The sequence below is a fragment of the Paenibacillus sp. FSL H7-0735 genome (assembly GCF_038008505.1).
Classification (GTDB): Bacteria; Bacillota; Bacilli; order Paenibacillales; family Paenibacillaceae; genus Paenibacillus_AQ; species Paenibacillus_AQ odorifer.
The window spans coordinates 995,510-1,018,952 of record NZ_JBBOZH010000001.1; the positions used below are offsets into that span (position 1 = coordinate 995,510).

A 23,443-nucleotide genomic window follows, 5' to 3' on the forward strand; every position below is an offset into this window, starting at 1 on the left:
GTGTACACACAGATGACCCACGCAACAACCAAAACAGCCCATATCGTGTCCCATACTCACTGGGACCGTGAATGGTATTTGCCCTATGAGAAACACCACGTCCGTCTGGTTCAGCTGGTGGATGCACTGCTTGCGAAGCTGGACGGAGATTCCGCCTTCTGCAGTTTTTACCTCGATGGGCAAACCATTATTCTGGAGGATTATCTTCAGGTTCGGCCAGAGAACAAAGAGAAGCTGGAGAAGTATATCCGGGATGGGCGAATCTTGATTGGACCTTGGTACATTTTGCAGGATGCATTCCTGACGAGCGGCGAGGCAAATGTGCGGAATATGCAGATCGGCCATCAGGATGCCGAGAAATACGGCAAGCCTTCCAAAATCGGTTATTTTCCTGATACCTTTGGATTGGTTGGACAGACTCCGCAGCTGATGTTGCAGTCAGGGATTACGAATGCTTTTTTTGGACGCGGGGTGAAGCCTACGGGATTTAACAACACTGTATCGGATGCGGGTTATGAGTCCTCTTTCTCCGAGCTGATCTGGGAAGGACCGGATGGATCCAAAATTCTCGGTATCCTATTTGCCAACTGGTATTCTAACGGCAATGAAGTTCCTGTTGAGGAAGGTGCGGCTCGGCAATTCTGGGACCGTAAGCTTGCAGATGCAGAGAAGTATGCTTCAACGGGGGAGTTATTGTTCATGAACGGGTGCGACCACCAGCCTCTGCAATTGGATTTGCCGGAAGCTATTCGCACCGCCGAAAAGCTATACCCTGAGGTGAAGTTCGTGCATTCAAATTTCCCGGACTATCTGCAAGCCTTGGATCAGCAATTATCCTCGGGTCAGCGGGAGCTCTCCACCGTTACAGGGGAACTGCGCAGCCAGCGTACAGACGGATGGGGCACCTTAGTGAACACAGCCTCAGCCCGGGTTTATTTGAAGCAGATGAACCAGCTGGGCCAGACTCTTTTGGAAAAAGTAGCCGAGCCGCTGGCCTCCATCGCCCGCCTGTCCGGACAAGACTACCCGCACCATCTATTCACCTATGCCTGGAAGACGCTGATGCAGAACCATCCGCATGACAGTATCTGTGGTTGTAGTGTGGATGAAGTGCATCGTGAGATGGTAACTCGTTTTGATAAAAGCCGGCATGTTGCCGAAAGCATCATAGATGACAGTGCTAAGTTTATCGCAGATCAAGTGGAGACTTCGGGCTTTTCCGCCTACGGGGAAGATGCAGTTCCTTTTGTAGTGATGAATACCACAGGGTGGAAGCGTACGGGAACGGTGACTATAGAGCTGGATGCTGAACGGTTATATCTGCGCGAGGGTTATCCTTTGGATGAGACCGCCCGCAGAATGCTGGCTGTTGATTTGTCCGGCCGGATTCTCGTCGATCACACAGGGGAGGAATTAGCGTCTACAGTGGAAGACCTGGGTTTAAGCTTTGGTTACGATCTGCCTGATGACCAATTCCGCCAGCCGTATATGTGCCGCAAGGTGAGACTTACTTTTGAAGCACGCAATGTGCCTGCACTTGGGCTCTGTACTTACGCTTGGGTACAATCAACTACGGAATCCGCTCAGGGAAGCTCTTTAATAGAAGGAGATCGCAGCTTGGAGAATGCATCTCTCAAGGTAGTTGTTGCTGAGGATGGTTCATTTACGTTATTTGATAAGCATAGCGGTACCACTTATCGTGAGTTGGGGATTTACGAGAATACCGGAGACGTAGGCAATGAATACATGTACAAGCAGCCAGAAGGTGAACAAGCGCTGACGACCAAAGGCCAGCCTGCAGTCATTAAGGTGATTGAAGACTCTCCCTTCCGTGCGGCCATTGAGATCCGAATAGACTGGGAGATTCCGGCTTCGGCGGATGACACCTTGGAGGCGGAACAGCGTGCACTTGTGTATTATCCTGAGCGTAAAGCGCAGCGGAGTGTAAACACGGTGGTTTTGAAGCTTCGTACCGTCGTTTCGCTGGAGCGGGAAGGCAAAGGTGTGCATATTGAATCCACAATTAATAACCAAGCCAAGGATCACCGGGTGCGAATGCTGTTCCCGACCGATCTGTCTACCGATGTGCATCGTGTAGATTCTATGTTCGAAGTGGCTACGCGGGACAATAATCCGGCACCAGAATGGGCAAATCCGAGCAACACTCAACATCAGCAATCCTTTGTGGATGTCAGCAATGGCGATGTAGGACTTACGGTAGCCAACCAGGGATTGAACGAATATGAGGTTCTGCGGGATGGACGCAATACTATTGCCGTCACCTTGCTACGCAGCGTAGGGGAATTGGGGGATTGGGGCTGGTTCCCAACACCGGAAGCTCAGTGCCTGGGCGAATATACAGCACAACTGGAGCTGATTCCTCATTCTGGTGAGGGAAGTGAACAGCGGGCATTTACAGAGGCCTATCAATTCCAGATCCCTTGGACGGTATGTCAGACCGGCCTGCATAGCGGGAAGTTGAACTCTGGATATACCCCATTGGTTTGGGAGGGAGATAACATGGCCTTCTCATCCATGAAAATGAACGGAACTTCCGGCGACTTGTTTTTGCGTTGGTGCAATATGTCCGCTCAGCGGACACAATTGCAACTGAAAGTGAACAGTCCTCAAGAGTATTTATTTAAAAGCAATATCTTAGAGCAGTCTAACCCTGCTTTACAAGGAGCAACGTCTTCGGTTCACCATTTAGAGATCGGACCATCTGAGATTGTAACTGTAGGTGCGAAATTAAGCTTCTAAGTAAAAAGATGCCCCGGCGCTTCCCTGCCGGGGCATCTTTTGATTTACTTTCTTCTATAAGACTTATGCCAATCTTGAATGGCCTCTTGGCGGGAGGGGGATCTCATCTGGATCCAATTGTTTGTTTCCCATTCATGAATCGCCTGCTGTTTAGTTTGGTAAAAGCTGTAGTCGCAAATGTTCCAGCTGTTATACAGTTTCTGATACCATTTCCCTTTAGGGATGTCGCCAGGGTAGCGGCGGACGGCTTTATTGGCTTGTTCTTTTGCCCATGAGGAACCGTGTTTCTATTGATCGCTGCACACGGGTTGCTTTTTCACACTTCTGCTCATTGATTCTCCAACCTCCTTTTTGAGGGAAGCTAGAGATCATGCAAGGTCTTTATATGAATCACCTCTTTGCCAAAAAATAATGGAATTGATTAATGCCTATGTATGAAGGGGCTCTGATGTTAATAGATAGACGTGGAAAAGGGGAATACGGTTGCGATACAATTGCGGAGAAGTATGTGTTTAGTTTTTTAAAATAAAGCTTGCAATGTATCTCCATACATGATATATTCTAAGTCCGGCCAAGAAGTACACATGCCGAGCTCGAAAAAGAAGTTGAAAAAAGAGCTTGACATTAAATAGCCGAACATGATATAGTATAAGAGTTGCTGCTGAGACATTAAACGGCGCCAACGAGAACTTGATCTTTGAAAACTGAACAACGAGTGAGTAGGAAATCACGCAAGTGATATCCAAAATTAGAGAATTAATTTTCTCGTCAGATGTTTCAAAATGAGCATATCGCTCTTTTCAATACTAATTGGAGAGTTTGATCCTGGCTCAGGACGAACGCTGGCGGCGTGCCTAATACATGCAAGTCGAGCGGAGTCATTTTGAAAGCTTGCTTTCAAAATGACTTAGCGGCGGACGGGTGAGTAACACGTAGGCAACCTGCCCTTCAGACTGGGATAACTACCGGAAACGGTAGCTAATACCGGATAATTTCTTTTTTCTCCTGAGAGAAGAATGAAAGACGGAGCAATCTGTCACTGAGGGATGGGCCTGCGGCGCATTAGCTAGTTGGTGGGGTAACGGCCCACCAAGGCGACGATGCGTAGCCGACCTGAGAGGGTGAACGGCCACACTGGGACTGAGACACGGCCCAGACTCCTACGGGAGGCAGCAGTAGGGAATCTTCCGCAATGGGCGAAAGCCTGACGGAGCAACGCCGCGTGAGTGATGAAGGTTTTCGGATCGTAAAGCTCTGTTGCCAGGGAAGAACGTCCGGTAGAGTAACTGTTACCGGAGTGACGGTACCTGAGAAGAAAGCCCCGGCTAACTACGTGCCAGCAGCCGCGGTAATACGTAGGGGGCAAGCGTTGTCCGGAATTATTGGGCGTAAAGCGCGCGCAGGCGGCTATTTAAGTCTGGTGTTTAAACCTTGGGCTCAACCTGAGGTCGCACTGGAAACTGGGTGGCTTGAGTACAGAAGAGGAAAGTGGAATTCCACGTGTAGCGGTGAAATGCGTAGATATGTGGAGGAACACCAGTGGCGAAGGCGACTTTCTGGGCTGTAACTGACGCTGAGGCGCGAAAGCGTGGGGAGCAAACAGGATTAGATACCCTGGTAGTCCACGCCGTAAACGATGAGTGCTAGGTGTTAGGGGTTTCGATACCCTTGGTGCCGAAGTTAACACAGTAAGCACTCCGCCTGGGGAGTACGGTCGCAAGACTGAAACTCAAAGGAATTGACGGGGACCCGCACAAGCAGTGGAGTATGTGGTTTAATTCGAAGCAACGCGAAGAACCTTACCAGGTCTTGACATCCCTCTGAATCTGCTAGAGATAGCAGCGGCCTTCGGGACAGAGGAGACAGGTGGTGCATGGTTGTCGTCAGCTCGTGTCGTGAGATGTTGGGTTAAGTCCCGCAACGAGCGCAACCCTTAACTTTAGTTGCCAGCAGGTAATGCTGGGCACTCTAGAGTGACTGCCGGTGACAAACCGGAGGAAGGTGGGGATGACGTCAAATCATCATGCCCCTTATGACCTGGGCTACACACGTACTACAATGGCCGGTACAACGGGAAGCGAAGCCGCGAGGTGGAGCCAATCCCATCAAAGCCGGTCTCAGTTCGGATTGCAGGCTGCAACTCGCCTGCATGAAGTCGGAATTGCTAGTAATCGCGGATCAGCATGCCGCGGTGAATACGTTCCCGGGTCTTGTACACACCGCCCGTCACACCACGAGAGTTTACAACACCCGAAGTCGGTGGGGTAACCCGCAAGGGAGCCAGCCGCCGAAGGTGGGGTAGATGATTGGGGTGAAGTCGTAACAAGGTAGCCGTATCGGAAGGTGCGGCTGGATCACCTCCTTTCTATGGAGAATCGTTCTCTGCAATGAGAACATTCAAATCGGAAGTTTAACTTCCAAAACTCAGGTTTAGGCCTGTTACTCACTCGTTGCTCAGTTTTGAGAGTTTAAGCTCTCAAGTAAGACTTGATCCTTGAAAACTGGATACCGAAACGAATTTGCGTTTTAGAACATCTTTTAGCAACTTGTGCAAACAAGTAAATGTTATTAGTGAGATGATTCCAAAGAGAATGTCATCGTATGATATTTTCCTGCGGAAAAATCAAGGTTAAGCTAATAAGAGCACACGGAGGATGCCTAGGCGCCAGGAGCCGACGAAGGACGTGGCGAACAACGAAACTGCCTCGGGGAGCTGTAAGCAAGCTTTGATCCGGGGGTGTCCGAATGGGGAAACCCAGCTGTGGTAATTCGCAGTTACTCATACCTGAATACATAGGGTGTGTAGAGGCAGACCAGGGGAACTGAAACATCTAAGTACCCTGAGGAAGAGAAAACAATAGTGATTCCGTCAGTAGCGGCGAGCGAACGCGGAACAGCCTAAACCTAAGAGCTTGCTCTTAGGGGTTGTGGGACGTCTCACATGGAGTTACAAAGGAATATGGTAGGTGAAGAGGTCTGGAAAGGCCCGCGATAGAGGTAAAAGCCCTGTAACCTAAACTGTGTTCTCTCCGAGACGGATCCCGAGTAGTGCGGGGCACGTGAAACCCCGTATGAATCCAGCAGGACCATCTGCTAAGGCTAAATACTACCTGGCGACCGATAGTGAAACAGTACCGTGAGGGAAAGGTGAAAAGCACCCCGGAAGGGGAGTGAAATAGAACCTGAAACCGTGTGCTTACAAAAAGTCAGAGCCCGATCTATGGGTGATGGCGTGCCTTTTGTAGAATGAACCGGCGAGTTACGTTTAACATGCAAGGTTAAGCCGAGAAGGTGGAGCCGCAGCGAAAGCGAGTCTGAATAGGGCGACTTAGTATGTGGACGTAGACCCGAAACCGTGTGATCTACCCCTGTCCAGGGTGAAGGTGCGGTAACACGCACTGGAGGCCCGAACCCACGTACGTTGAAAAGTGCGGGGATGAGGTGGGGGTAGCGGAGAAATTCCAATCGAACTCGGAGATAGCTGGTTCTCCCCGAAATAGCTTTAGGGCTAGCCTCGGTATAAGAGTAGTGGAGGTAGAGCACTGATTGGGTGCGGGGTCCGCAAGGATTACCAAGCTCAGTCAAACTCCGAATGCCATATACTTATTGCCGGGAGTCAGACAGTGAGTGCTAAGATCCATTGTCAAAAGGGAAACAGCCCAGACCATCAGCTAAGGTCCCCAAGTGTGTGTTAAGTGGGAAAGGATGTGGAGTTGCACAGACAACCAGGATGTTGGCTTAGAAGCAGCCACCATTGAAAGAGTGCGTAATAGCTCACTGGTCGAGTGACTCTGCGCCGAAAATGTAACGGGGCTAAACACACCACCGAAGCTATGGCTAGATACGTATGTATCTGGGGTAGGGGAGCGTTGTGTAGGGGTTGAAGGTGTACTGAAAAGAGCGCTGGACACTACACAAGTGAGAATGCCGGTATGAGTAACGAAAAGATCAGTGAGAATCTGATCCGCCGAAAGCCCAAGGTTTCCTGAGGAAGGCTCGTCCGCTCAGGGTAAGTCGGGACCTAAGGCGAGGCCGAAAGGCGTAGTCGAAGGACAACAGTTTGAAATTACTGTACCACCGTAATCCGCTATGAGCGATGGGGTGACGCAGGAGGGTAGTGACGCGGACTGATGGATGTCCGTCTAAGCAGTGAGGCTGATGTGTAGGCAAATCCGCACATCATTAAGGCTAGGCTGTGATGGGGAGCGAAAATTATAGTAGCGAAGGTCATGATCTCACACTGCCAAGAAAAGCCTCTAGCCAGGAGAAGGTGCCCGTACCGCAAACCGACACAGGTAGGCGAGAAGAGAATTCTAAGGCGCGCGGAAGAACTCTCGTTAAGGAACTCGGCAAAATGACCCCGTAACTTCGGGAGAAGGGGTGCCCCGGTAGTGTGAATAGCACGAGGGGGCCGCAGTGAAAAGGCCCAAGCGACTGTTTAGCAAAAACACAGGTCTGTGCGAAGCCGCAAGGCGAAGTATACGGGCTGACGCCTGCCCGGTGCTGGAAGGTTAAGGGGAGTGGTTAGGGGTAACCCGAAGCTATGAACCGAAGCCCCAGTAAACGGCGGCCGTAACTATAACGGTCCTAAGGTAGCGAAATTCCTTGTCAGGTAAATTCTGACCCGCACGAATGGCGTAACGACTTGGGCGCTGTCTCAACGAGAGATCCGGTGAAATTTTAATACCTGTGAAGATGCAGGTTACCCGCGACAAGACGGAAAGACCCCATGGAGCTTTACTGCAGCTTGATATTGAATTTGGGTACGATCTGTACAGGATAGGTGGGAGCCGTAGAAATCGGAGCGCAAGCTTCGGTGGAGGCGCCGTTGGGATACCACCCTGATCGTATCTAGGTTCTAACCTAGTACCCTTATCGGGTACGGGGACCGTGTCAGGCGGGCAGTTTGACTGGGGCGGTCGCCTCCTAAAGAGTAACGGAGGCGTTCCAAGGTTCCCTCAGAATGGTTGGAAATCATTCGCAGAGTGCAAAGGCATAAGGGAGCTTGACTGCGAGACCTACAAGTCGAGCAGGGACGAAAGTCGGACTTAGTGATCCGGTGGTACCGCATGGAAGGGCCATCGCTCAACGGATAAAAGCTACCCTGGGGATAACAGGCTTATCTCCCCCAAGAGTCCACATCGACGGGGAGGTTTGGCACCTCGATGTCGGCTCATCGCATCCTGGGGCTGAAGTAGGTCCCAAGGGTTGGGCTGTTCGCCCATTAAAGCGGTACGCGAGCTGGGTTCAGAACGTCGTGAGACAGTTCGGTCCCTATCTGTCGTGGGCGCAGGAAATTTGAGAGGAGCTGTCCTTAGTACGAGAGGACCGGGATGGACGTACCGCTGGTGCACCAGTTGTTCCGCCAGGAGCATGGCTGGGTAGCTACGTACGGACGGGATAAGCGCTGAAAGCATCTAAGCGTGAAGCCCCCCTCAAGATGAGATTTCCCAATTAGTAAGACCCCTTGAAGACGACGAGGTAGATAGGTTGGAGGTGGAAGTGCAGCAATGCATGGAGCTGACCAATACTAATCGGTCGAGGGCTTATCCTATACTTAGAATGCAGATTCGTTTCGGATTCAGTTTTCAGGCGATTAAGCCTGAGCATTTACGCTGTAAATGCCCGTTTGGTGGCGATAGCGGAGGGGTTCCACACGTACCCATCCCGAACACGACCGTTAAGCCCTCCAGCGCCGATGGTACTTGGACCGAAGGGTCCTGGGAGAGTAGGACGCCGCCAAGCGGACAACCACATTACCCGTGGTATTTTTTTTGCCCTTAATATTAATATGTCTTAGAAGGGCCTTTAGCTCAGCTGGTTAGAGCGCACCCCTGATAAGGGTGAGGTCGGTGGTTCGAGTCCACTAAGGCCCACCATATTCCCTGATAGCTCAGTTGGTAGAGCACTCGACTGTTAATCGAGTTGTCACAGGTTCGAGTCCTGTTCGGGGAGCCATTTATGGAGAGGTGTCCGAGTTTGGCCGAAGGAGCACGATTGGAAATCGTGTAGGCGCCACAAGCGTCTCGAGGGTTCGAATCCCTCTCTCTCCGCCATAAAAATTATTAGCATGGCCCGTTGGTCAAGGGGTTAAGACACCTCCCTTTCACGGAGGTAACATGGGTTCGAATCCCATACGGGTCATATCATGGAGGCTTAGCTCAGCTGGGAGAGCATCTGCCTTACAAGCAGAGGGTCGGGGGTTCGATCCCCTCAGCCTCCACCATAATATTCTCACTGACGCGGGGTGGAGCAGCCCGGTAGCTCGTCGGGCTCATAACCCGAAGGTCGCAGGTTCAAGTCCTGCCCCCGCAACCAATTTACTCTTATACATTATGTTTAGGGATAAGCTGGTATGGTGAAAATGAATAGTATATACTTATTAATGACGCGGGGTGGAGCAGCCCGGTAGCTCGTCGGGCTCATAACCCGAAGGCCGCAGGTTCAAATCCTGCCCCCGCAACCAATTTACACTTATGCATTATGTCTATGGAACCGTGGTGTAGTTGGCCTAACATGCCTGCCTGTCACGCAGGAGATCGCGGGTTCGAATCCCGTCGGTTCCGCCATTTAGTTAATTATTATTGGGGATTAGCCAAGCGGTAAGGCAACGGACTTTGACTCCGTCATGCATAGGTTCAAATCCTATATCCCCAGCCATTTATGAGAGCCATTAGCTCAGTTGGTAGAGCACCTGACTTTTAATCAGGGTGTCGAAGGTTCGAGTCCTTCATGGCTCACCATTTTCTTTAAAGTGTGCGCGTGTGGCGGAATTGGCAGACGCACCAGACTTAGGATCTGGCGTTTCACGACGTGGGGGTTCGAGTCCCTTCACGCGCACCATGTTTTTGCGGACGTGGCTCAGCGGTAGAGCATCGCCTTGCCAAGGCGAGGGTCGCGGGTTCGATTCCCGTCGTCCGCTCCATATAGATTTTGCGCCCTTAGCTCAGCTGGATAGAGCGTTTGACTACGAATCAAAAGGCCGGGAGTTCGAATCTCTCAGGGCGCGCCATTTTTATTACTAAGCAGTTATAGTATTGTTAACGGGATGTAGCTCAGCTTGGTAGAGCACCTGGTTTGGGACCAGGGGGTCGCATGTTCAAATCGTGTCATCCCGATTTTATACCTTTGCGGGTGTAGTTCAATGGTAGAACTTCAGCCTTCCAAGCTGATAGCGTGGGTTCGATTCCCATCACCCGCTTATAATGAGAAACACCTGCCGGTATTAGGCGGGTGTTTTTTTGATTGGACATATCTTACGGAGACTTAAATAATAGAAACGCCCCCCTCCTTAATATAGGAAAGGGACGCTGCTGTAGTGGGTTTATAAGGGATCGTCCTTATATAAGAACGCCTACCTCACCATTATTCACGAACTTAATACTTTCGATCTTCACCTCTAGTTGACCTGAAGGAATCGCTAGCTGACAAGTACTGCCGAGCTCAGCCAGCAGCAACTGCATGCCTATAGGTGACAACATAGAAATCTTGTTATCATTAGGTTCTGCTTGGTTAGGAAATACGATGGTATAGATATCTGTAGTATTATCGTCCAAGTAACGAAGCTGCAACTGGCTTCCGATAAAGACCTGAGAATTTAAATCTTCACCATTAAACTCAGTTAGTAATTGTTCCAGCTCAGAGCAATAACGGGACAACAGCGTTTCAGCATTGCTTCTATCCTTGCTTCGTACCGGAAAGTATTGATTTAGAAATGCGATTTTTTCTTCATCAAAATAGATAAGCTGCTGAAGCAGCTGTGTCCGTGAGCCTTCATAGATAAGACTATGGTTCATAGTAGATTTCACCCCCTCTAAGTAGCACATTCCTTGTAAACTTGTTATGGTGTGTTGCCATCTTAAAATCCCTCCTATACAAATAGAGGTCCCCCAATGGAGACCTTCTGATCAGTATACCAGCTTCTATTTGTAAATCCAATCCATTTTAAAAGGGGAATTAAAACCTTCTAAATATTGTAATGAAAACCTTTGACTATTACATACTTGGGTGCTATGATAGGCTGATGCATAGGCATTTCGTAGAAAACTGCGAAATGCCTATACTGTATTTTGAAGATATTTTTACATTAATTGTTACCTGGGGAGTGATACGCCATGTACATTTCGTTGAGTTCACATATAGATTCCAGAACTATAAAATAACTACTTAATTTATTAAAGGAGGAGATCAGGATGATTCAAGTTAAAGAGTTTGTAGATGCTGATAATTCTTATGCAGAGAATAAAGCTAATGAGTTCCTGGCAGGACTACGGGAGGAACAGATTGTGAATATCTGTTACGGTTCGGTAGTTAAATCATCACGTGATGGGGCAGAGCACCAAAGAACCACTATACTGGTCGTGTATAAGACAAATGAAAGGCAATAACTGGAACACGTTTTTTTCATGTCTATCCATTGTCTCTACGCTGTGCGTTGTGATTGTCATCATTTATTATGTTTTCAGCTAATTAGTAAAAAGAGGACCTTTCCCATCTACGGGCAAAGGTCCTCTTTAGTTTATAAGTGCATTTACAGTCTTACATTCCGTCTGGTACGGATAGACCCAAACCGGATGCGATACGCTGTCCCAAGTCTGGATCAGCCTTAAAGAAATGTTCAATCTGGCGACGTTTGATATCGTTACTTTCAACAGGAGTCATAGCGCCAACGATGTTTTGAACTAGACGGGTACGTTCTTCTTCAGACATTAGACGGTACAAGTCACCTGGTTGTGTATAGTGATCGTCACTATTGTAGGCGACACTATCCGCATATCCGGAGACTTCGAACGGCGATGTCTTATGCTGCGGTGATTCTTTTGGTCCCCCTAAGCTGTTAGGCTCGTAATAGGCTCCGGAACCGCCATTGTTGCCCAAGGCCATGCCACCATCACGTTGATAGTTCTTCACTTCTACTTTTGGACGGTTGATAGGCAGGCTGTTGTGGTTAGGGCCAACCCGGTGGCGGTGTGCATCACCATACGCGAACAGACGGCCTTGTAGCAATTTATCCGGCGAAGCTTCAATACCAGGAACGAAAGAGCCGGGAGAGAATGTGACTTGTTCTACTTCAGCGAAGTAGTTCTCCGGATTGCGATCCAATACCATACGGCCAACCTCGATTAACGGATAATCTTTTTGTGACCAGACCTTTGTTACATCAAATGGATCAAAACGGTAAGTCTTCGCATCCTCGATCGGCATAATTTGCACGTAGAGCTTCCAAGCAGGGAAATCTCCTTTATCAATAGCATTGAACAAGTCTTCTGTATGATAATCCGGGTTTTCCCCAGCGATTTTGGAAGCAAGGTCTGCATCTAGATTCTTAATGCCTTGTTCTGTTTTGAAATGGTATTTCACCCAGACTGTATTACCCTCGGCATTTACCCACTTGAAGGTATGGCTACCAAACCCATGCATATGTCTCAGCGTAGCTGGAATTCCGCGATCCGACATCAAAATCGTTACCTGATGCAGAGATTCAGGCGATAAAGACCAGAAGTCCCATACAGCATTCGGGTTCTTCAGATGTGTCTGTGGATCACGTTTCTGTGTATGAATAAAGTCCGGGAATTTAATCGCATCACGAACGAAGAATACAGGCGTATTGTTACCTACGAGATCATAGTTTCCTTCTTCAGTATAGAACTTCACGGCAAAACCACGAGGGTCGCGTACGGTATCAGCAGAACCTAATTCACCAGCTACAGTAGAAAAACGAATGAACAACGGTGTACGTTTGCCTACTTCAGACAAAAAGTTAGCTTTTGTGTATTGGGTCAGATCTTTTGTAACTTCAAAATACCCGTGAGCGCCAGCACCTTTAGCATGAACGACACGTTCAGGAACACGTTCTCTGTTAAAGTGGGCTAATTTCTCAAGCAGATGGACATCTTGCAGCAAAGTGGGACCGCGGTCACCGGCTGTCATTGAATTCTGATTGTCGCCAACTGGAGCACCCCAGCTGGTTCTAAGATTATTATTATTGGAGCTCATTAATAGAATCACCTCATGAGATTTGATTTTAGATTTAGTATAAGTTCTATATTAATGTTTTTTAAAGAAATTGCAACACTTTTTAAATAATTGACACATTACAATATGTGGGAATCGTCATAACATCTTTGGCACATTCAGATATATATGATAGACAAAGTGATTAATTGCTTAGCAGAATTAAAAAAGAAACAGCGCATCCCTACCATCACTGGAGGGGTGCGCTGCATTTTTTGATATAGAAGATATTCGGTTCTTGTACTTAGGCTTTAATGTACATTCTGTTGTAATATTCATCTAGCATTCTTTTGGTGGCAAACTCCGTACGGGTGGTTTCGATACTCTTTTTCATCATTTGCACCCATTGTTTACGATTCTCGTAAAAGGTTGGGAGCACACGTTTCAATAAGGTGTCGTACAGTGCATCACTATCATGCTTATCCAGCACCTCAAAGTCTGTAGTTTCGAAGCCGTCTCCAATCTGCCAGCCATTCTCACCATCGATGCAGGCTTCCGGCCACCAGCCATCCAGAATAGAACAGTTCAATACACCGTTCATAGCTGCTTTCATCCCGGAGGTGCCGCTGGCTTCCAATGGTCTACGTGGATTGTTGAGCCAAATATCGGCACCGCGCGTCAGCTGGGCGCCAATCGTCATATCGTAATTCTCGAGGAACACCACACTCTTTGGATACTTTTTCATCATCGCTACTAGGTTGCTGACGATTTTTTTACCGTTATCATCGAGTGGGTGCGCTTTGCCGGAGAATACAATTTGTATCTTTCCAGACTCCAGATAAGGTTCGATAATTTCTGGCTGCGAGAAGATCAGGTCGCTTCGTTTATATGGAGCTGCTCTGCGTGAGAAGCCAATGAGTAGATTGTCAGCATTTAAGCTAATGCCGGAACGTTCTTTGATGAACTGGATCAGTTCTCCCTTGATTTCTTTATGCACTGCCCATAAGTCGCCATCTTGTTCGTAGGCTTGCGTCATTCTTTCATCTACCCAGGTAGGAGTATGGATGGCATTAGTAATGCCTATAATTTCTGATCTTCCGGCTACTTCCTTCCACATTTTATTAGCCGTATCGGCGTGTAGCTGGGCAACTGCGTTGGAGATACGTGACAGCCTTAGACCTGCAACCGTCATATTAAATGGCTCGCCGCCGATCCGCTCTATCTGGTCACGGGTTAAGCCGTTGAACGCACTCATATACTCAAGTCGGTCGAGAGGATGGGTTTCGTTGCCTTCTTTGATTGGTGTGTGGGTAGTGAATACTACTTCTTCGCGAGTCGCTTTCCAAGCTTCTTCGAAGGTATGGCCTCCGGACATTTTTTCACGGATTAGCTCGATAGCCGCTAGAGCCGCATGACCCTCATTGAAGTGATAGACATCAATAGGGATTTGCAGCGCACGCATAGCCTTGACTCCACCAATCCCAAGCACGATCTCTTGTGCGATCCGTTCTTCGCCGAACCAACCATACAATTGGCCTGTGATCCAGGCATCATTATTCTCGGGTATATCTGTATCCAGTAAATACAATGTGCTGTTGCCAAAATAATCAGTTTTCCATACTTTGCATACCACATCGGTTTTTCGGACTTTAACAGTTACCTTAACCCCTGTATCTTCAAGAAACTCATAAACATAATTGTGATAGGAGTCGTACGGATTGCCGTTTGCATCAATCTTTTGGTCCGTGTAACCTTGTTTCCACTTCAGCCCAATAGGGATGATAGGGGCGTTGATATCTTTTGCACCCTTAATGTAGTCTCCGGCAAGAATGCCCAGACCTCCGGCATACATTTTGAAATCGGAATGCAGCCCGTACTCCATACTAAAATAAGCGACTGACGGTAATTTTTGTTCGTTCACTTGATAAGCCTCCTAATCACGGATTAGATTGAATTGCAGTGAAGCTGCGGGCATTATCTCAGGTGCAAACGTTTGCTCAAAATAGTGCAGCAATCATTGTGGAAGCGATTGCACCACTATTCTAGCACACTCGATGAATAAAAGCATAACGTCAATTTGGTGAAAACCACCATTTTGAATCCAATTGAGCGGAATTGATTGATAAAGTGGACAGAAGCCCCTAAGATAAAGAGATTGAAGAAATAATTAATGGTGGTGTCTAAGTTGGATATAGTTGTGATTGGAAGCTTGAATATGGACATGGTAGTACGTACAAACCGGTCACCGGATGCTGGAGAAACCCTAATTGGACAAGCCTTTGCTCTATCTCCTGGCGGAAAAGGGGCAAATCAGGCCGTTGCCGCAGCACGTCTGGGTGCAGAGGTTAGTATGATCGGAAGAGTTGGAAAAGATACCTTTGGTAGCGAAATGCTGGAGATTATCAGGAATGAAGGCATTCATATAGAGCATATTTCTGTAAGTGAACATCAGGCAACAGGAGTCGCTTCGATCGTTATTGAAGAAGATGGAGAAAATCGGATTATCGTGGTACCTGGAGCGAATATTGAGCTTACGGTAGAGGATATTCAGGCATTGGAGGCTGTGATTAGCCAGGCTAAGATCATTGTGCTGCAGCTTGAAATGGATCTGGCGATGAGTGAGCAGGCGATTGCGATTGCCCATCGTAAGAGGATTCCGGTCATCCTTAATCCTGCACCAGCTAGAGTGCTAAAGGATGAGATGCTGGCTCAGGTATCTTACCTGACACCTAATGAGACAGAAGCCGGGATTTTGTCCGGAATGACTGTGGATAGCGCAGAGACTGCTGAGCAGGCAGCCCGTATTTTGCTGCAAAAAGGAGTACAGAACGTTATCGTAACCTTGGGTTCAAAAGGTGCCCTGATTGTGAATGCTGAAGGTGCCAAGGCTGTTCCAGGCTTCCCGGTAAAGGCGGTAGATACAGTTGCTGCCGGTGACTCATTTAATGGCGCATTAGCCCAGCAGCTGGTCTTAGGAAAGACTTTGGAGGAAGCTGTGAGCTTCGCTAATGCTGTAGGTGCATTGGCTGTAGGGAAAGAAGGGGCGATCCCTTCATTGCCGCAGTTGTCCGAGGTAGAGCAGTTTCTAAAACGTAATTCGCTGTAGAATAGACAGTACAGGATACTCAAGATCTATACTAGATAAGATAGGATAAGGAGCTTAAATAATGAGCAGAACAGTAACCGTTAAAAATGTGATCATCGGCGAAGGAATCCCTAAGATATGTGTTCCGCTAATTGGAGCGACCTTGTCTGAGCTGAAGCAGGAAGCGGAAGCGCTGAAAGTACTGCAACCTGATTTGGTGGAGTGGCGGACGGATTTTTTTGCTGAAGTGGAAGACGTTGCAGCTGTTAAGAACGCACTAAGCGAAATCTGTTCTGTGATTCCAGATTTACCGCTGATTTTCACTTTTCGGAGTGCAAAAGAAGGCGGAGAGAAGCAAGTCAGCACGGAATATTACACAGCACTGAATAAAGCTGCTGCCGAGAGCGGTCTAGTAGATATAATAGATGTTGAATTATTTAATGATGAGCAGGATGTAAAGCTATTGGTCGAAGCTGCTCATACTCATAATGTATCTGTCATTATTTCAAATCATGATTTTCATGGAACACCTCCTAAAGAGGAGATCATCTCGCGGTTATGCAAGGCGCAGGAGCTTGGCGGGGATTTGCCCAAAATTGCAGTTATGCCCCAAGATGCAGGCGATGTGCTAACTTTGCTGGAAGCTACACACATCATGAAGGAAAAATATGCAGACCGTCCGATTATAACGATGTCTATGGCGGGAGCCGGGGTGATCAGCCGTTTAGCTGGTGAAATTTTCGGTTCAGCGCTTACCTTCGGAGCTGCACATAAACCTTCTGCACCTGGACAGGTAGCTGTGGTTGAGCTTCGAAATACATTGTCGCTGTTGCACCGCAGTCTGTGATTTCTGCTGATTGATATTGCCGCAAAAAAAGGCGTCCGGATTATCCGGATGCCTTTTTCTATTTTAAAGTATTGTTCGTGCGCTTACGCATTTTTTCCCGTATATACATGTACGGCATCTCTTAGAAACGCAGCGAGTCCAGGGTGGCGCTTGTCATAGTATTCGGTAAAACGTTCATCATCAACATACAATTGTGCAACACCAGCATGAGCTTCTTTGGAATAGGAATTCCAGTAGAAGGAGAGCCACTCACGGTGTAGGTCAGCACTTTTTTGCGCCAATATACTGGCAGGATCTCCATGCTCCATCGCTTGCAAGAGCGTTTCGAACATCTCTTCCTCAAGCTGTTGTATAGCTGCATATTGTTCTTCTGTCATCCCTTTAAGCTTTTGGTTGGATTGATTAATGGTGTCATCTCCGTATTTCTCCCTTATTTCTTGGCCATATTTCTTTTCGTTATCATCTACCAGCTTTTGCTTAAAGCCTTCGAATTTTTCAGTATCACTCATGGTAATTCTCCCTTCTTTTTGAGCCAGCGTCTTTTCGACGTTAGCGATTAATAGATCTAATTGCTGTCTTTTTTCCAGTAGCTTGTCATGATGCTCCCGCAGCGCTTTGGCTCCGTCGAATGAGGGCTCTGTCATAATAGCCTTGATACGTTCCAGACTTAAGCCAAGCTCCCGATAAAACAAAATTTGCTGTAGTAGATCTACTTCGGTACGGCCATAGATACGATACCCTGAAGAGTTGATTCTCGCCGGCTTAAGAATGCCAAACTCATCGTAGTAGCGCAGGGTCCGTGTGCTGATTCCAGCTAACTCTGCGAGCTTCTGCACTGTGTATTCCGTAGTATCACCTCCTACAATTCAAATGTACACCTTTACGTAACGTGAAGGTCAAATGGTTTTTTTAGCATATCCAAAACAGCGGCAGCTACCCTCTGAATGATCATGGGGAAGTCTGCCGCTACTATGAATAAGTCTATAATGTTGAGCTTTGCTGCTGCCTGAATTTATTTATGGCCCATTTGTGCTGTGAAATAATTGTGCAATTCCTCCAGCTTGCGAGGGTCCGCAAGGGTTGCTTTGTCTGAGAAGTAGTGTTCCACGACAAGGTCCCAGGTAGGTACAATTTTTTGTGAGGTCATAGCCTTAATGGCTACCTTAACTGTTTTGCGTTCTTTGGCATTGGAGAAGGTATCTACGTAATGCTGTGAACGCTCAAAATCCAGATCCTTAAATACGGCGCGGAAGATCTCTGACGTCATCCGTGCATCATCCAGCGCCCGGTGTGCGGATCCAGTAGGCTCAAGCTCAAACAATGCCATCGCGCTTTCCACGCTGACATCATTGCTAAGGCCACGCGCACGCAGAACTCCTTTGAGCAAATCGAAATACGTGGCGGACATCCAGTAGGATTCGTCCATCTTGTGCATGCGCACATCCTGAATGATTCGCTTCATGTCTTCGCCACCCCAGGTAAGCAGCAGAACTCCGTCTGTACTTAGATCAAGCCACTCTCTAAAAGCAGTGATGACTTTGGGGAAGCGGGCGGCAATGTCAATTTCCTCTTGAGGGATACCCGTTTTTTTCTTAATAAAGGAATTCAGGGTGGAGAAATATATAGGTTTGATCAAGGAAGAAAATTCATCCTTATACTGCAATGAAGAGTCTAACCGGACGGCTCCAATCTCAATGACCTCCATAGGGTGCTCGCTGGCAAACTTACGGCCGTTGAATTCGATGTCCAGAATAATATAATCCACAGGTACTTGCCTCCGTTTCCATGACTGACGCTGTAGTGCTTAATACGTCGACTTCTCTATTTTAACAAAAAAAGTGATGTAATGGGGAATATGGAGACAAGCTAATATTTGCACAAAAAAATGAACCAGCACAACATTTGTGCACTGGTTCATTTAATCAGTATTTAAATTTAATCCTATAAAAGATTAATGTCCTGAATCGGCAGCAGGTTCAGGCATATGAATCGGCTGTTCATTTATAACAGATCCGTCATCAAGACGAAGCCAGGTATTGAAGTCTTGGGTGCCTTTGACCAGTTCTATGACGCGTGCTCCCCGCATAAAGCCTTCTTTTCCATAAGTATTGTAGCCGGTAGCACGGCCATAAGAAAGACGTATGCCATACAGGTTGCCGCTAAAATCGTTGATATGGTCATGTCCGCAGAAGGTGCCAAGCACATCACCCATTTCCAGCAAAGCCGAGAATAAGCCCGAGTTCACCTCAGGTGAGCATACACGCTCAAACTTATGCCCATGACAGACTTGTGTAGACCAGACATCCCGATATTCAGGAATTGGGATATGGAAGAAAGCCAAGGCAGGCAGCCTGTTCTCAGCACTCTTCGGATTCAACCGCGCAGATTCAGCCGTCAGCCAGTTGATCTGATTCCGCCCAATCCAATTGTAGCCCGGGATATCCTCATACTCGGAGTAGCCGCCAGAATCCAGAAAATACAAAATAGCGGCCGAGTGGTCTTCCTGATCTTTAATTTCAAGAGTGTAATTGCCCGAGCCTTCCAGCTCTTCTGGGCCGGCTTCGGTCAGGCAGTGGGGATGTTCCAGAGCAATTTGCATCAGTTCACTCTTTGAAATCAGAGTTTCTGTGTCATGGTTACCAAATACAAAGGTCCAAGGGATGCCGGATCTCTCCACGGCAGCGACAGCCTCACGAAAAGCTTGTGCGGGGTGCTCGCATGCTTTGTTTCCCGGCGATACAGGACCCGTGTAAATAAGATCTCCCGTGAAAACTACAAGATCAGGTTGTTCCGCATCCAGAATGCGTTCCATCAGTGCCTCGGTAAGCTGATCCTCAGCTCTTCCATCCATCCAGTGCAGATCGGTAAATTGTACGATTTTAAAAGTGCCATCTTGCTGAAATGATAAACTGTGTCTCATTAGAATAATCTCCCTTACTATCGAATATTGAATAGCAAGCTGTGGAGGCGCCAACCACTCATTGCGCTAAGAGGGCGTTGAGGGATGACGTCGTTAGAAGCATAGCTATACGCAGGTCAGCCGATCCAGATCCGCTGAGTGCAATGATCTCCAGAGTTTCTACCGATCATAATATCATATTCTCCAGGCTCGAAGACCAACTGATCGTCTTTCCCGTAGAACATTAACATTTCTCTGGTGATTTCGAAAGAAACCACCTGTTTCTCATGCGGTGCGAGTGTTATCTGCTGGAAACCTTTCAGTTCCTTGACCGGGCGCACGACACTTGCGCTGACGTCGTGGATGTAGAGCTGAACGGTTTCCTTGCCGGCGATGTCCGAAGTATTCTCTACTTCAATGGAGGCAACCACCCGATCCGCAGCTTCAACATTGAAGCTGTTGTAAGCAAACTTGGAATAGCTCAGGCCATAACCAAAACAGAACAGCGGGTCATTCGGGCAGTCCAGATAACGGGTCACGTAACGCACATTAGGATACTTAGAATCATAAGGTCGTCCCGTTTGATACGCATTGTAATAGACCGGAATTTGCCCAACCGAGTAGGGGAAGCTCATCGATAAACGTCCGGAAGGATTATAATCTCCGAACAGCACATCGGCCAGTGAATTTCCTGACTCTGTACCCAGAAACCAAGCCTGCAGCAGAGCGTCGCTGGCATCAAGAACGGGTTTCAGCTCCAGTGGTCTGCCGCTGAATACAATGGTGATGATCTTTTTTCCGGTATCCTTCAGACGCCAGATCAGCTTCTCCTGATTGGCCGATAGGCGGAGATTGGATTTGCTTCCGCCTTCCCCGGTATCCTGCTGATTCTCACCGACAGCGGCGAGAATTACATCACAATCCTTCAGCGCTTGGTAGGCATCCTCAATTTCATCCTCCACATCAAAAACACCCTCAAGCATGCTTCCCAGCTCACCAGTCATGGCCGTGAAAATATTTTCGGCAGATGTTTTTTGCGAAATGCCGGTGTAGAGTGATACAGCCGGATCTTTTTCTGTCCCGGCCCAACCGCCCAGTACATGAATGGAGGTGGCGAAAGGACCAGCCAGACCAATCTTCATGCCACGTTTAAGGGGCAAAGCATCATTGTCGTTTTTGAGCAGTACAACTGAGCTAGCTCCAAGCTCCCGTGCAGCCTGCAGATGCTCCGCGCTAGGTTTCGGAGCCTCATCCACCAGCGGATCTGCATCCTTAAATGGATTATCGAACAAGCCAAGCGCGTCCTTGAGCTCAAGCACCCGGATAACGGCTTCATCGATCAAGGCGATATCAAGCTTTCCTTCCTCGACCAGAGCAGCGCCGTGGTTTAGATAGTGAGTGGACATCATTTCAATATCCAGCCCAGCAGCCAGACTTTTCTCCGCTGCCTCACGGCCATCTATCGCGGCGCCATGGGGAATCAGCTCATTAACGGAATTGAAATCGGCGATGGTAACGCCGTTGAAGCCCCATTCTTCCCGTAAAATCCCGCGAAGAAGCTCGGAATTACCACTTGCCGGGATACGGTCAATGGTATTAAATGCGGCCATCACCATGGCCACACCAGCATCTACGGCAGCCTTATAGGCTGGCAGGTAGAACTCACGCAATACGCCAGAGGACATATCCACCGTGTTGTATTCCCGTCCGCCTTCGGGAGCACCGTAACCAGCGAAATGCTTCACACAGGCAGCGATGCGTCCTTTTTCTTTTAGGTCTTTGCCCTGATAACCCCGCACCATACTTTCGGTGACACGGGCATTCAGATAGGGATCCTCACCAGATGTCTCCATGACGCGTCCCCAGCGCGGGTCGCGTACGAGATCAGTCATGGGCGAGAAGGTGACGTGAATGCCGGCAGCCGCACTCTCCTTGGCGGCGATTTCAGCAAACCTTTCACAGGCTTCAAGGTCAAAGCTGCTGCCCATGGCCAGCGGAATCGGGAGGATGGTCCGGTAGCCGTGAATGACATCCGCCATGAAGAGCAGAGGAATCTTTTGTCTGCTGGTTTGCAAATGCCGGGTCTGCTGCTCGATTACATTCCGGGCTCCAATACCGTTAAGAACACTTCCGATACTCTCCATTACCTGCGGCTTAATGTTCAGTTCCTTAAATGGTCCGGTTAAATCCACGGTATCGTCCAAACCCCAATAGTGAGGACCTAGCTGGGTTAATTGGGCCAGCTTTTCGTCCAGGGTCATATCGTTCACAAGATCTTGGATAAACGTTTTAGTCATGGTTAACTCCTTCCTCGTGAGCGCATTGAAAGTTAGTTTGTTAAATAGATGTGTACTTCCCCGCCGGGCAGCGCAAGCTTGATTTTATTGGCAAAACTTACGTTATAAAGGCGATAAGGATGGGAGTGAACCGTTAACTCTCCTGGCACGCAGCTCCGAGATGCGGAATGGGCCTGAGCTATATTCAGGTTCATTTGTTGTGAAAATCATAGCAGTTCTCTCTTCGGATACAGGATGAGGCATGAATTAAATCAGAAGAGGATTGCATCATTAAGATGTTACATATGGAGACTGACATGTCTATGAAAGAAAAGTATAAAAACGTTTCCACAAACGATACACCTCGATATTAGTCTGAACACCAAAAAAAGTCAATCGCCTTTGGAAAAACAGCTAATTTATATTTTTTTACGTGAAATGTGTAACTTTAGTACTTGTAATTCGAAAATAAAATAAATTGACAGCGCATACATTTTGGGAGTATGCTTCTCACACAGAGAGTTTTACAGAAACACTGGAAACGTTTCTACAACACTCGATACACTTTTTTTTGAAGGTTGGGCAAACTGTTTTTATTCTGGCTGCTGGACAAGAAAGGAAGGTAATTTATGCATGTGACTGAATGCATCTTTCAAATTGGAGGTGGGCACTTTGGCGAGACTGAAGCTTGTGGGTGGAAACATTGTTCGGGAAGTCATTAAGAACAAAGTTCTTTTTCTAATGTTGCTGCCTGTAATCGTATATTTCGTTATCTTTCACTATGCTGTAATGCCTGGAGCTTACGTCGCATTTGTAGATTACAAGCTCAATAAGGGGATTTTTGGAAGTAACTTTATCGGACTTAAGAACTTTGAGTTTCTGGTTCAAAATGGGGATCTATGGAATATTACCAAGAATACGCTGCTCTATAATATCGTCTTTCTAGCATTAGGTAATATCATTCAAATAGTATTTGCCATTATGTTGTCTGAGATCTCAGGCAAGTGGTTCAAAAAAATATCACAATCCGTTATCCTGTTACCGAATTTCATCTCCATGGTTATCGTCGGTGTGTTTGCCTACAATATATTCAATTTCAATTCCGGGTTTATCAATACGATGTTAACTGGAATGGGGCTAGACCGTTACGAGTTCTATTCCGATCCGGGCATCTGGAAATATATTATTGTGGCTTTCAAGATCTGGGCGGGTACCGGATATGGAATGATTGTTTATCTGGCAACGATCACAGGGATTAATCATGATCTGTACGAGGCTGCTTATATGGATGGAGCGACTACCTGGCAGCGAATCCGTTATATGACCTTGCCGATTCTGAAGCCAACCTTTATTCTGCTTCTACTGTTCGGTATGGGTGGAATTCTCAAGGGATCCTTTGACCTTTTCTATAATCTGATCGGTACGAACTCTGTACTGTATCCGCAGACAGATATCATCGATACCTATGTCTTCCGTTCACTGGTGGGACAATTCAACTTCTCTATGGGTGCCGCAGTGGGCTTCTACCAATCCTTATTCGGTCTGATCCTGGTGCTTGTAGTTAACTTTATTGTACGCAAGGTAGAACCGGACAGCGCTTTGTTCTAAGACTAGACACGAAA

12 protein-coding genes, 15 tRNA genes and 3 rRNA genes are annotated in these 23,443 nt (G+C 47.6%); 23 read left to right on the forward strand and 7 right to left on the reverse strand.

The genetic code is table 11. The features are described from left to right. The first annotated feature begins 12 nt into the window (after window positions 1-12). The 19 genes from NSS82_RS04330 (at window position 13) to NSS82_RS04420 (ending at window position 9,961) form a co-directional block, all read left to right on the forward strand. A complete protein-coding gene (locus NSS82_RS04330; protein WP_076272173.1) occupies window positions 13-2,760 on the forward strand; it encodes an alpha-mannosidase in 2,748 nt (915 codons plus the stop codon). Between the two features lie 807 nt (window positions 2,761-3,567). Beyond that, window positions 3,568-5,125 (forward strand): 16S ribosomal RNA (locus NSS82_RS04335). 262 nt (window positions 5,126-5,387) lie between these two features. Continuing rightward, window positions 5,388-8,314 (forward strand): 23S ribosomal RNA (locus NSS82_RS04340). A 74-nt stretch (window positions 8,315-8,388) separates the two neighbouring features. Further along, a 5S ribosomal RNA gene (gene rrf / locus NSS82_RS04345) occupies window positions 8,389-8,505 on the forward strand. Together the 16S, 23S and 5S rRNA genes with 15 tRNA genes alongside form the textbook arrangement of a ribosomal RNA operon. Window positions 8,506-8,562: 57 nt before the next feature. Then, a tRNA-Ile gene (locus tag NSS82_RS04350) sits at window positions 8,563-8,639 on the forward strand. Between the two features lie 3 nt (window positions 8,640-8,642). Continuing rightward, window positions 8,643-8,718: transfer RNA gene (locus NSS82_RS04355), tRNA-Asn, on the forward strand. 5 nt (window positions 8,719-8,723) lie between these two features. Beyond that, window positions 8,724-8,816: transfer RNA gene (locus NSS82_RS04360), tRNA-Ser, on the forward strand. Window positions 8,817-8,832: 16 nt separating this feature from the next. Continuing rightward, window positions 8,833-8,904: transfer RNA gene (locus NSS82_RS04365), tRNA-Glu, on the forward strand. Between the two features lie 6 nt (window positions 8,905-8,910). Then, window positions 8,911-8,986: transfer RNA gene (locus NSS82_RS04370), tRNA-Val, on the forward strand. A gap of 15 nt (window positions 8,987-9,001) precedes the next feature. Next, window positions 9,002-9,078 (forward strand) — tRNA-Met (locus NSS82_RS04375). 71 nt (window positions 9,079-9,149) lie between these two features. Further along, window positions 9,150-9,226: transfer RNA gene (locus NSS82_RS04380), tRNA-Met, on the forward strand. Between the two features lie 25 nt (window positions 9,227-9,251). After that, window positions 9,252-9,329, forward strand: a tRNA-Asp gene (locus NSS82_RS04385). Between the two features lie 16 nt (window positions 9,330-9,345). After that, a tRNA-Gln gene (locus tag NSS82_RS04390) sits at window positions 9,346-9,420 on the forward strand. A 7-nt stretch (window positions 9,421-9,427) separates the two neighbouring features. After that, window positions 9,428-9,503, forward strand: a tRNA-Lys gene (locus NSS82_RS04395). 15 nt (window positions 9,504-9,518) lie between these two features. Continuing rightward, window positions 9,519-9,603, forward strand: a tRNA-Leu gene (locus tag NSS82_RS04400). A 7-nt stretch (window positions 9,604-9,610) separates the two neighbouring features. Next, window positions 9,611-9,685: transfer RNA gene (locus tag NSS82_RS04405), tRNA-Gly, on the forward strand. 10 nt (window positions 9,686-9,695) lie between these two features. After that, window positions 9,696-9,772: transfer RNA gene (locus tag NSS82_RS04410), tRNA-Arg, on the forward strand. Between the two features lie 32 nt (window positions 9,773-9,804). Further along, a tRNA-Pro gene (locus NSS82_RS04415) sits at window positions 9,805-9,878 on the forward strand. Between the two features lie 12 nt (window positions 9,879-9,890). Further along, window positions 9,891-9,961, forward strand: a tRNA-Gly gene (locus NSS82_RS04420). Between the two features lie 139 nt (window positions 9,962-10,100). Here NSS82_RS04420 and NSS82_RS04425 read toward each other — a convergent pair. Beyond that, a complete protein-coding gene (locus NSS82_RS04425; RefSeq protein ID WP_036686880.1) occupies window positions 10,101-10,556 on the reverse strand; it encodes a GreA/GreB family elongation factor in 456 nt (151 codons plus the stop codon). 396 nt (window positions 10,557-10,952) lie between these two features. Between NSS82_RS04425 and NSS82_RS04430 the strand changes: the two genes are divergently transcribed. Then, complete coding sequence (locus NSS82_RS04430; RefSeq protein WP_036686883.1) at window positions 10,953-11,147, forward strand: sporulation protein Cse60; 195 nt, start codon at window positions 10,953-10,955, stop codon at window positions 11,145-11,147. A gap of 151 nt (window positions 11,148-11,298) precedes the next feature. Here NSS82_RS04430 and katA read toward each other — a convergent pair whose 3' ends face one another. After that, a complete protein-coding gene (katA, locus tag NSS82_RS04435) occupies window positions 11,299-12,756 on the reverse strand; it encodes a catalase KatA (protein WP_076105435.1) in 1,458 nt (485 codons plus the stop codon). A 262-nt stretch (window positions 12,757-13,018) separates the two neighbouring features. After that, window positions 13,019-14,635 (reverse strand): alpha-glucan family phosphorylase, encoded by a 1,617-nt coding sequence (gene glgP / locus NSS82_RS04440; protein WP_076105434.1) that lies wholly within the window; start codon window positions 14,633-14,635, stop codon window positions 13,019-13,021. A 255-nt stretch (window positions 14,636-14,890) separates the two neighbouring features. Between glgP and rbsK the strand changes: the two genes are divergently transcribed. Together rbsK and aroD are read left to right on the forward strand one after the other, a co-directional pair. Then, window positions 14,891-15,820, forward strand: a complete 930-nt coding sequence (gene rbsK / locus NSS82_RS04445; protein WP_218641970.1) for a ribokinase — start codon at window positions 14,891-14,893, stop codon at window positions 15,818-15,820. Between the two features lie 61 nt (window positions 15,821-15,881). Next, window positions 15,882-16,646, forward strand: a complete 765-nt coding sequence (gene aroD / locus NSS82_RS04450; RefSeq protein ID WP_076105432.1) for a type I 3-dehydroquinate dehydratase — start codon at window positions 15,882-15,884, stop codon at window positions 16,644-16,646. 83 nt (window positions 16,647-16,729) lie between these two features. Here the strand turns inward: aroD and NSS82_RS04455 are convergent, their stop codons facing one another. The 4 genes from NSS82_RS04455 to bglX all read right to left on the reverse strand — a co-directional run bounded on the left by NSS82_RS04455 (window position 16,730) and on the right by bglX (window position 21,842). Continuing rightward, a complete protein-coding gene (locus NSS82_RS04455; RefSeq protein WP_235219544.1) occupies window positions 16,730-17,482 on the reverse strand; it encodes a MerR family transcriptional regulator in 753 nt (250 codons plus the stop codon). A gap of 176 nt (window positions 17,483-17,658) precedes the next feature. Further along, a complete protein-coding gene (locus NSS82_RS04460) occupies window positions 17,659-18,411 on the reverse strand; it encodes a 3'-5' exonuclease (RefSeq protein WP_036686897.1) in 753 nt (250 codons plus the stop codon). A gap of 186 nt (window positions 18,412-18,597) precedes the next feature. Beyond that, window positions 18,598-19,566 (reverse strand): metallophosphoesterase family protein, encoded by a 969-nt coding sequence (locus NSS82_RS04465; protein ID WP_076105431.1) that lies wholly within the window; start codon window positions 19,564-19,566, stop codon window positions 18,598-18,600. A gap of 116 nt (window positions 19,567-19,682) precedes the next feature. Further along, on the reverse strand, window positions 19,683-21,842 hold the full coding sequence (gene bglX / locus NSS82_RS04470; protein ID WP_076105430.1) for a beta-glucosidase BglX: 2,160 nt from the start codon (window positions 21,840-21,842) through the stop codon (window positions 19,683-19,685). A 642-nt stretch (window positions 21,843-22,484) separates the two neighbouring features. On the opposite strand from bglX, the gene NSS82_RS04475 reads away from it, so the two are divergent. Further along, on the forward strand, window positions 22,485-23,429 hold the full coding sequence (locus tag NSS82_RS04475; protein WP_305953532.1) for an ABC transporter permease: 945 nt from the start codon (window positions 22,485-22,487) through the stop codon (window positions 23,427-23,429). The last annotated feature ends 14 nt before the right edge of the window (window positions 23,430-23,443 follow it).

Coding starts and splice junctions, on each gene's coding strand:
- bglX (WP_076105430.1), bottom strand. CDS start 21,842: ATGACTAAAACGTTTATCCAAGATCTTGTGAACGATATGACCCTGGAC.
- katA (WP_076105435.1), bottom strand. CDS start 12,756: ATGAGCTCCAATAATAATAATCTTAGAACCAGCTGGGGTGCTCCAGTT.
- NSS82_RS04330 (WP_076272173.1), top strand. CDS start 13: ATGACCCACGCAACAACCAAAACAGCCCATATCGTGTCCCATACTCAC.
- NSS82_RS04465 (WP_076105431.1), bottom strand. CDS start 19,566: ATGAGACACAGTTTATCATTTCAGCAAGATGGCACTTTTAAAATCGTA.
- NSS82_RS04430 (WP_036686883.1), top strand. CDS start 10,953: ATGATTCAAGTTAAAGAGTTTGTAGATGCTGATAATTCTTATGCAGAG.
- NSS82_RS04425 (WP_036686880.1), bottom strand. CDS start 10,556: ATGAACCATAGTCTTATCTATGAAGGCTCACGGACACAGCTGCTTCAG.
- aroD (WP_076105432.1), top strand. CDS start 15,882: ATGAGCAGAACAGTAACCGTTAAAAATGTGATCATCGGCGAAGGAATC.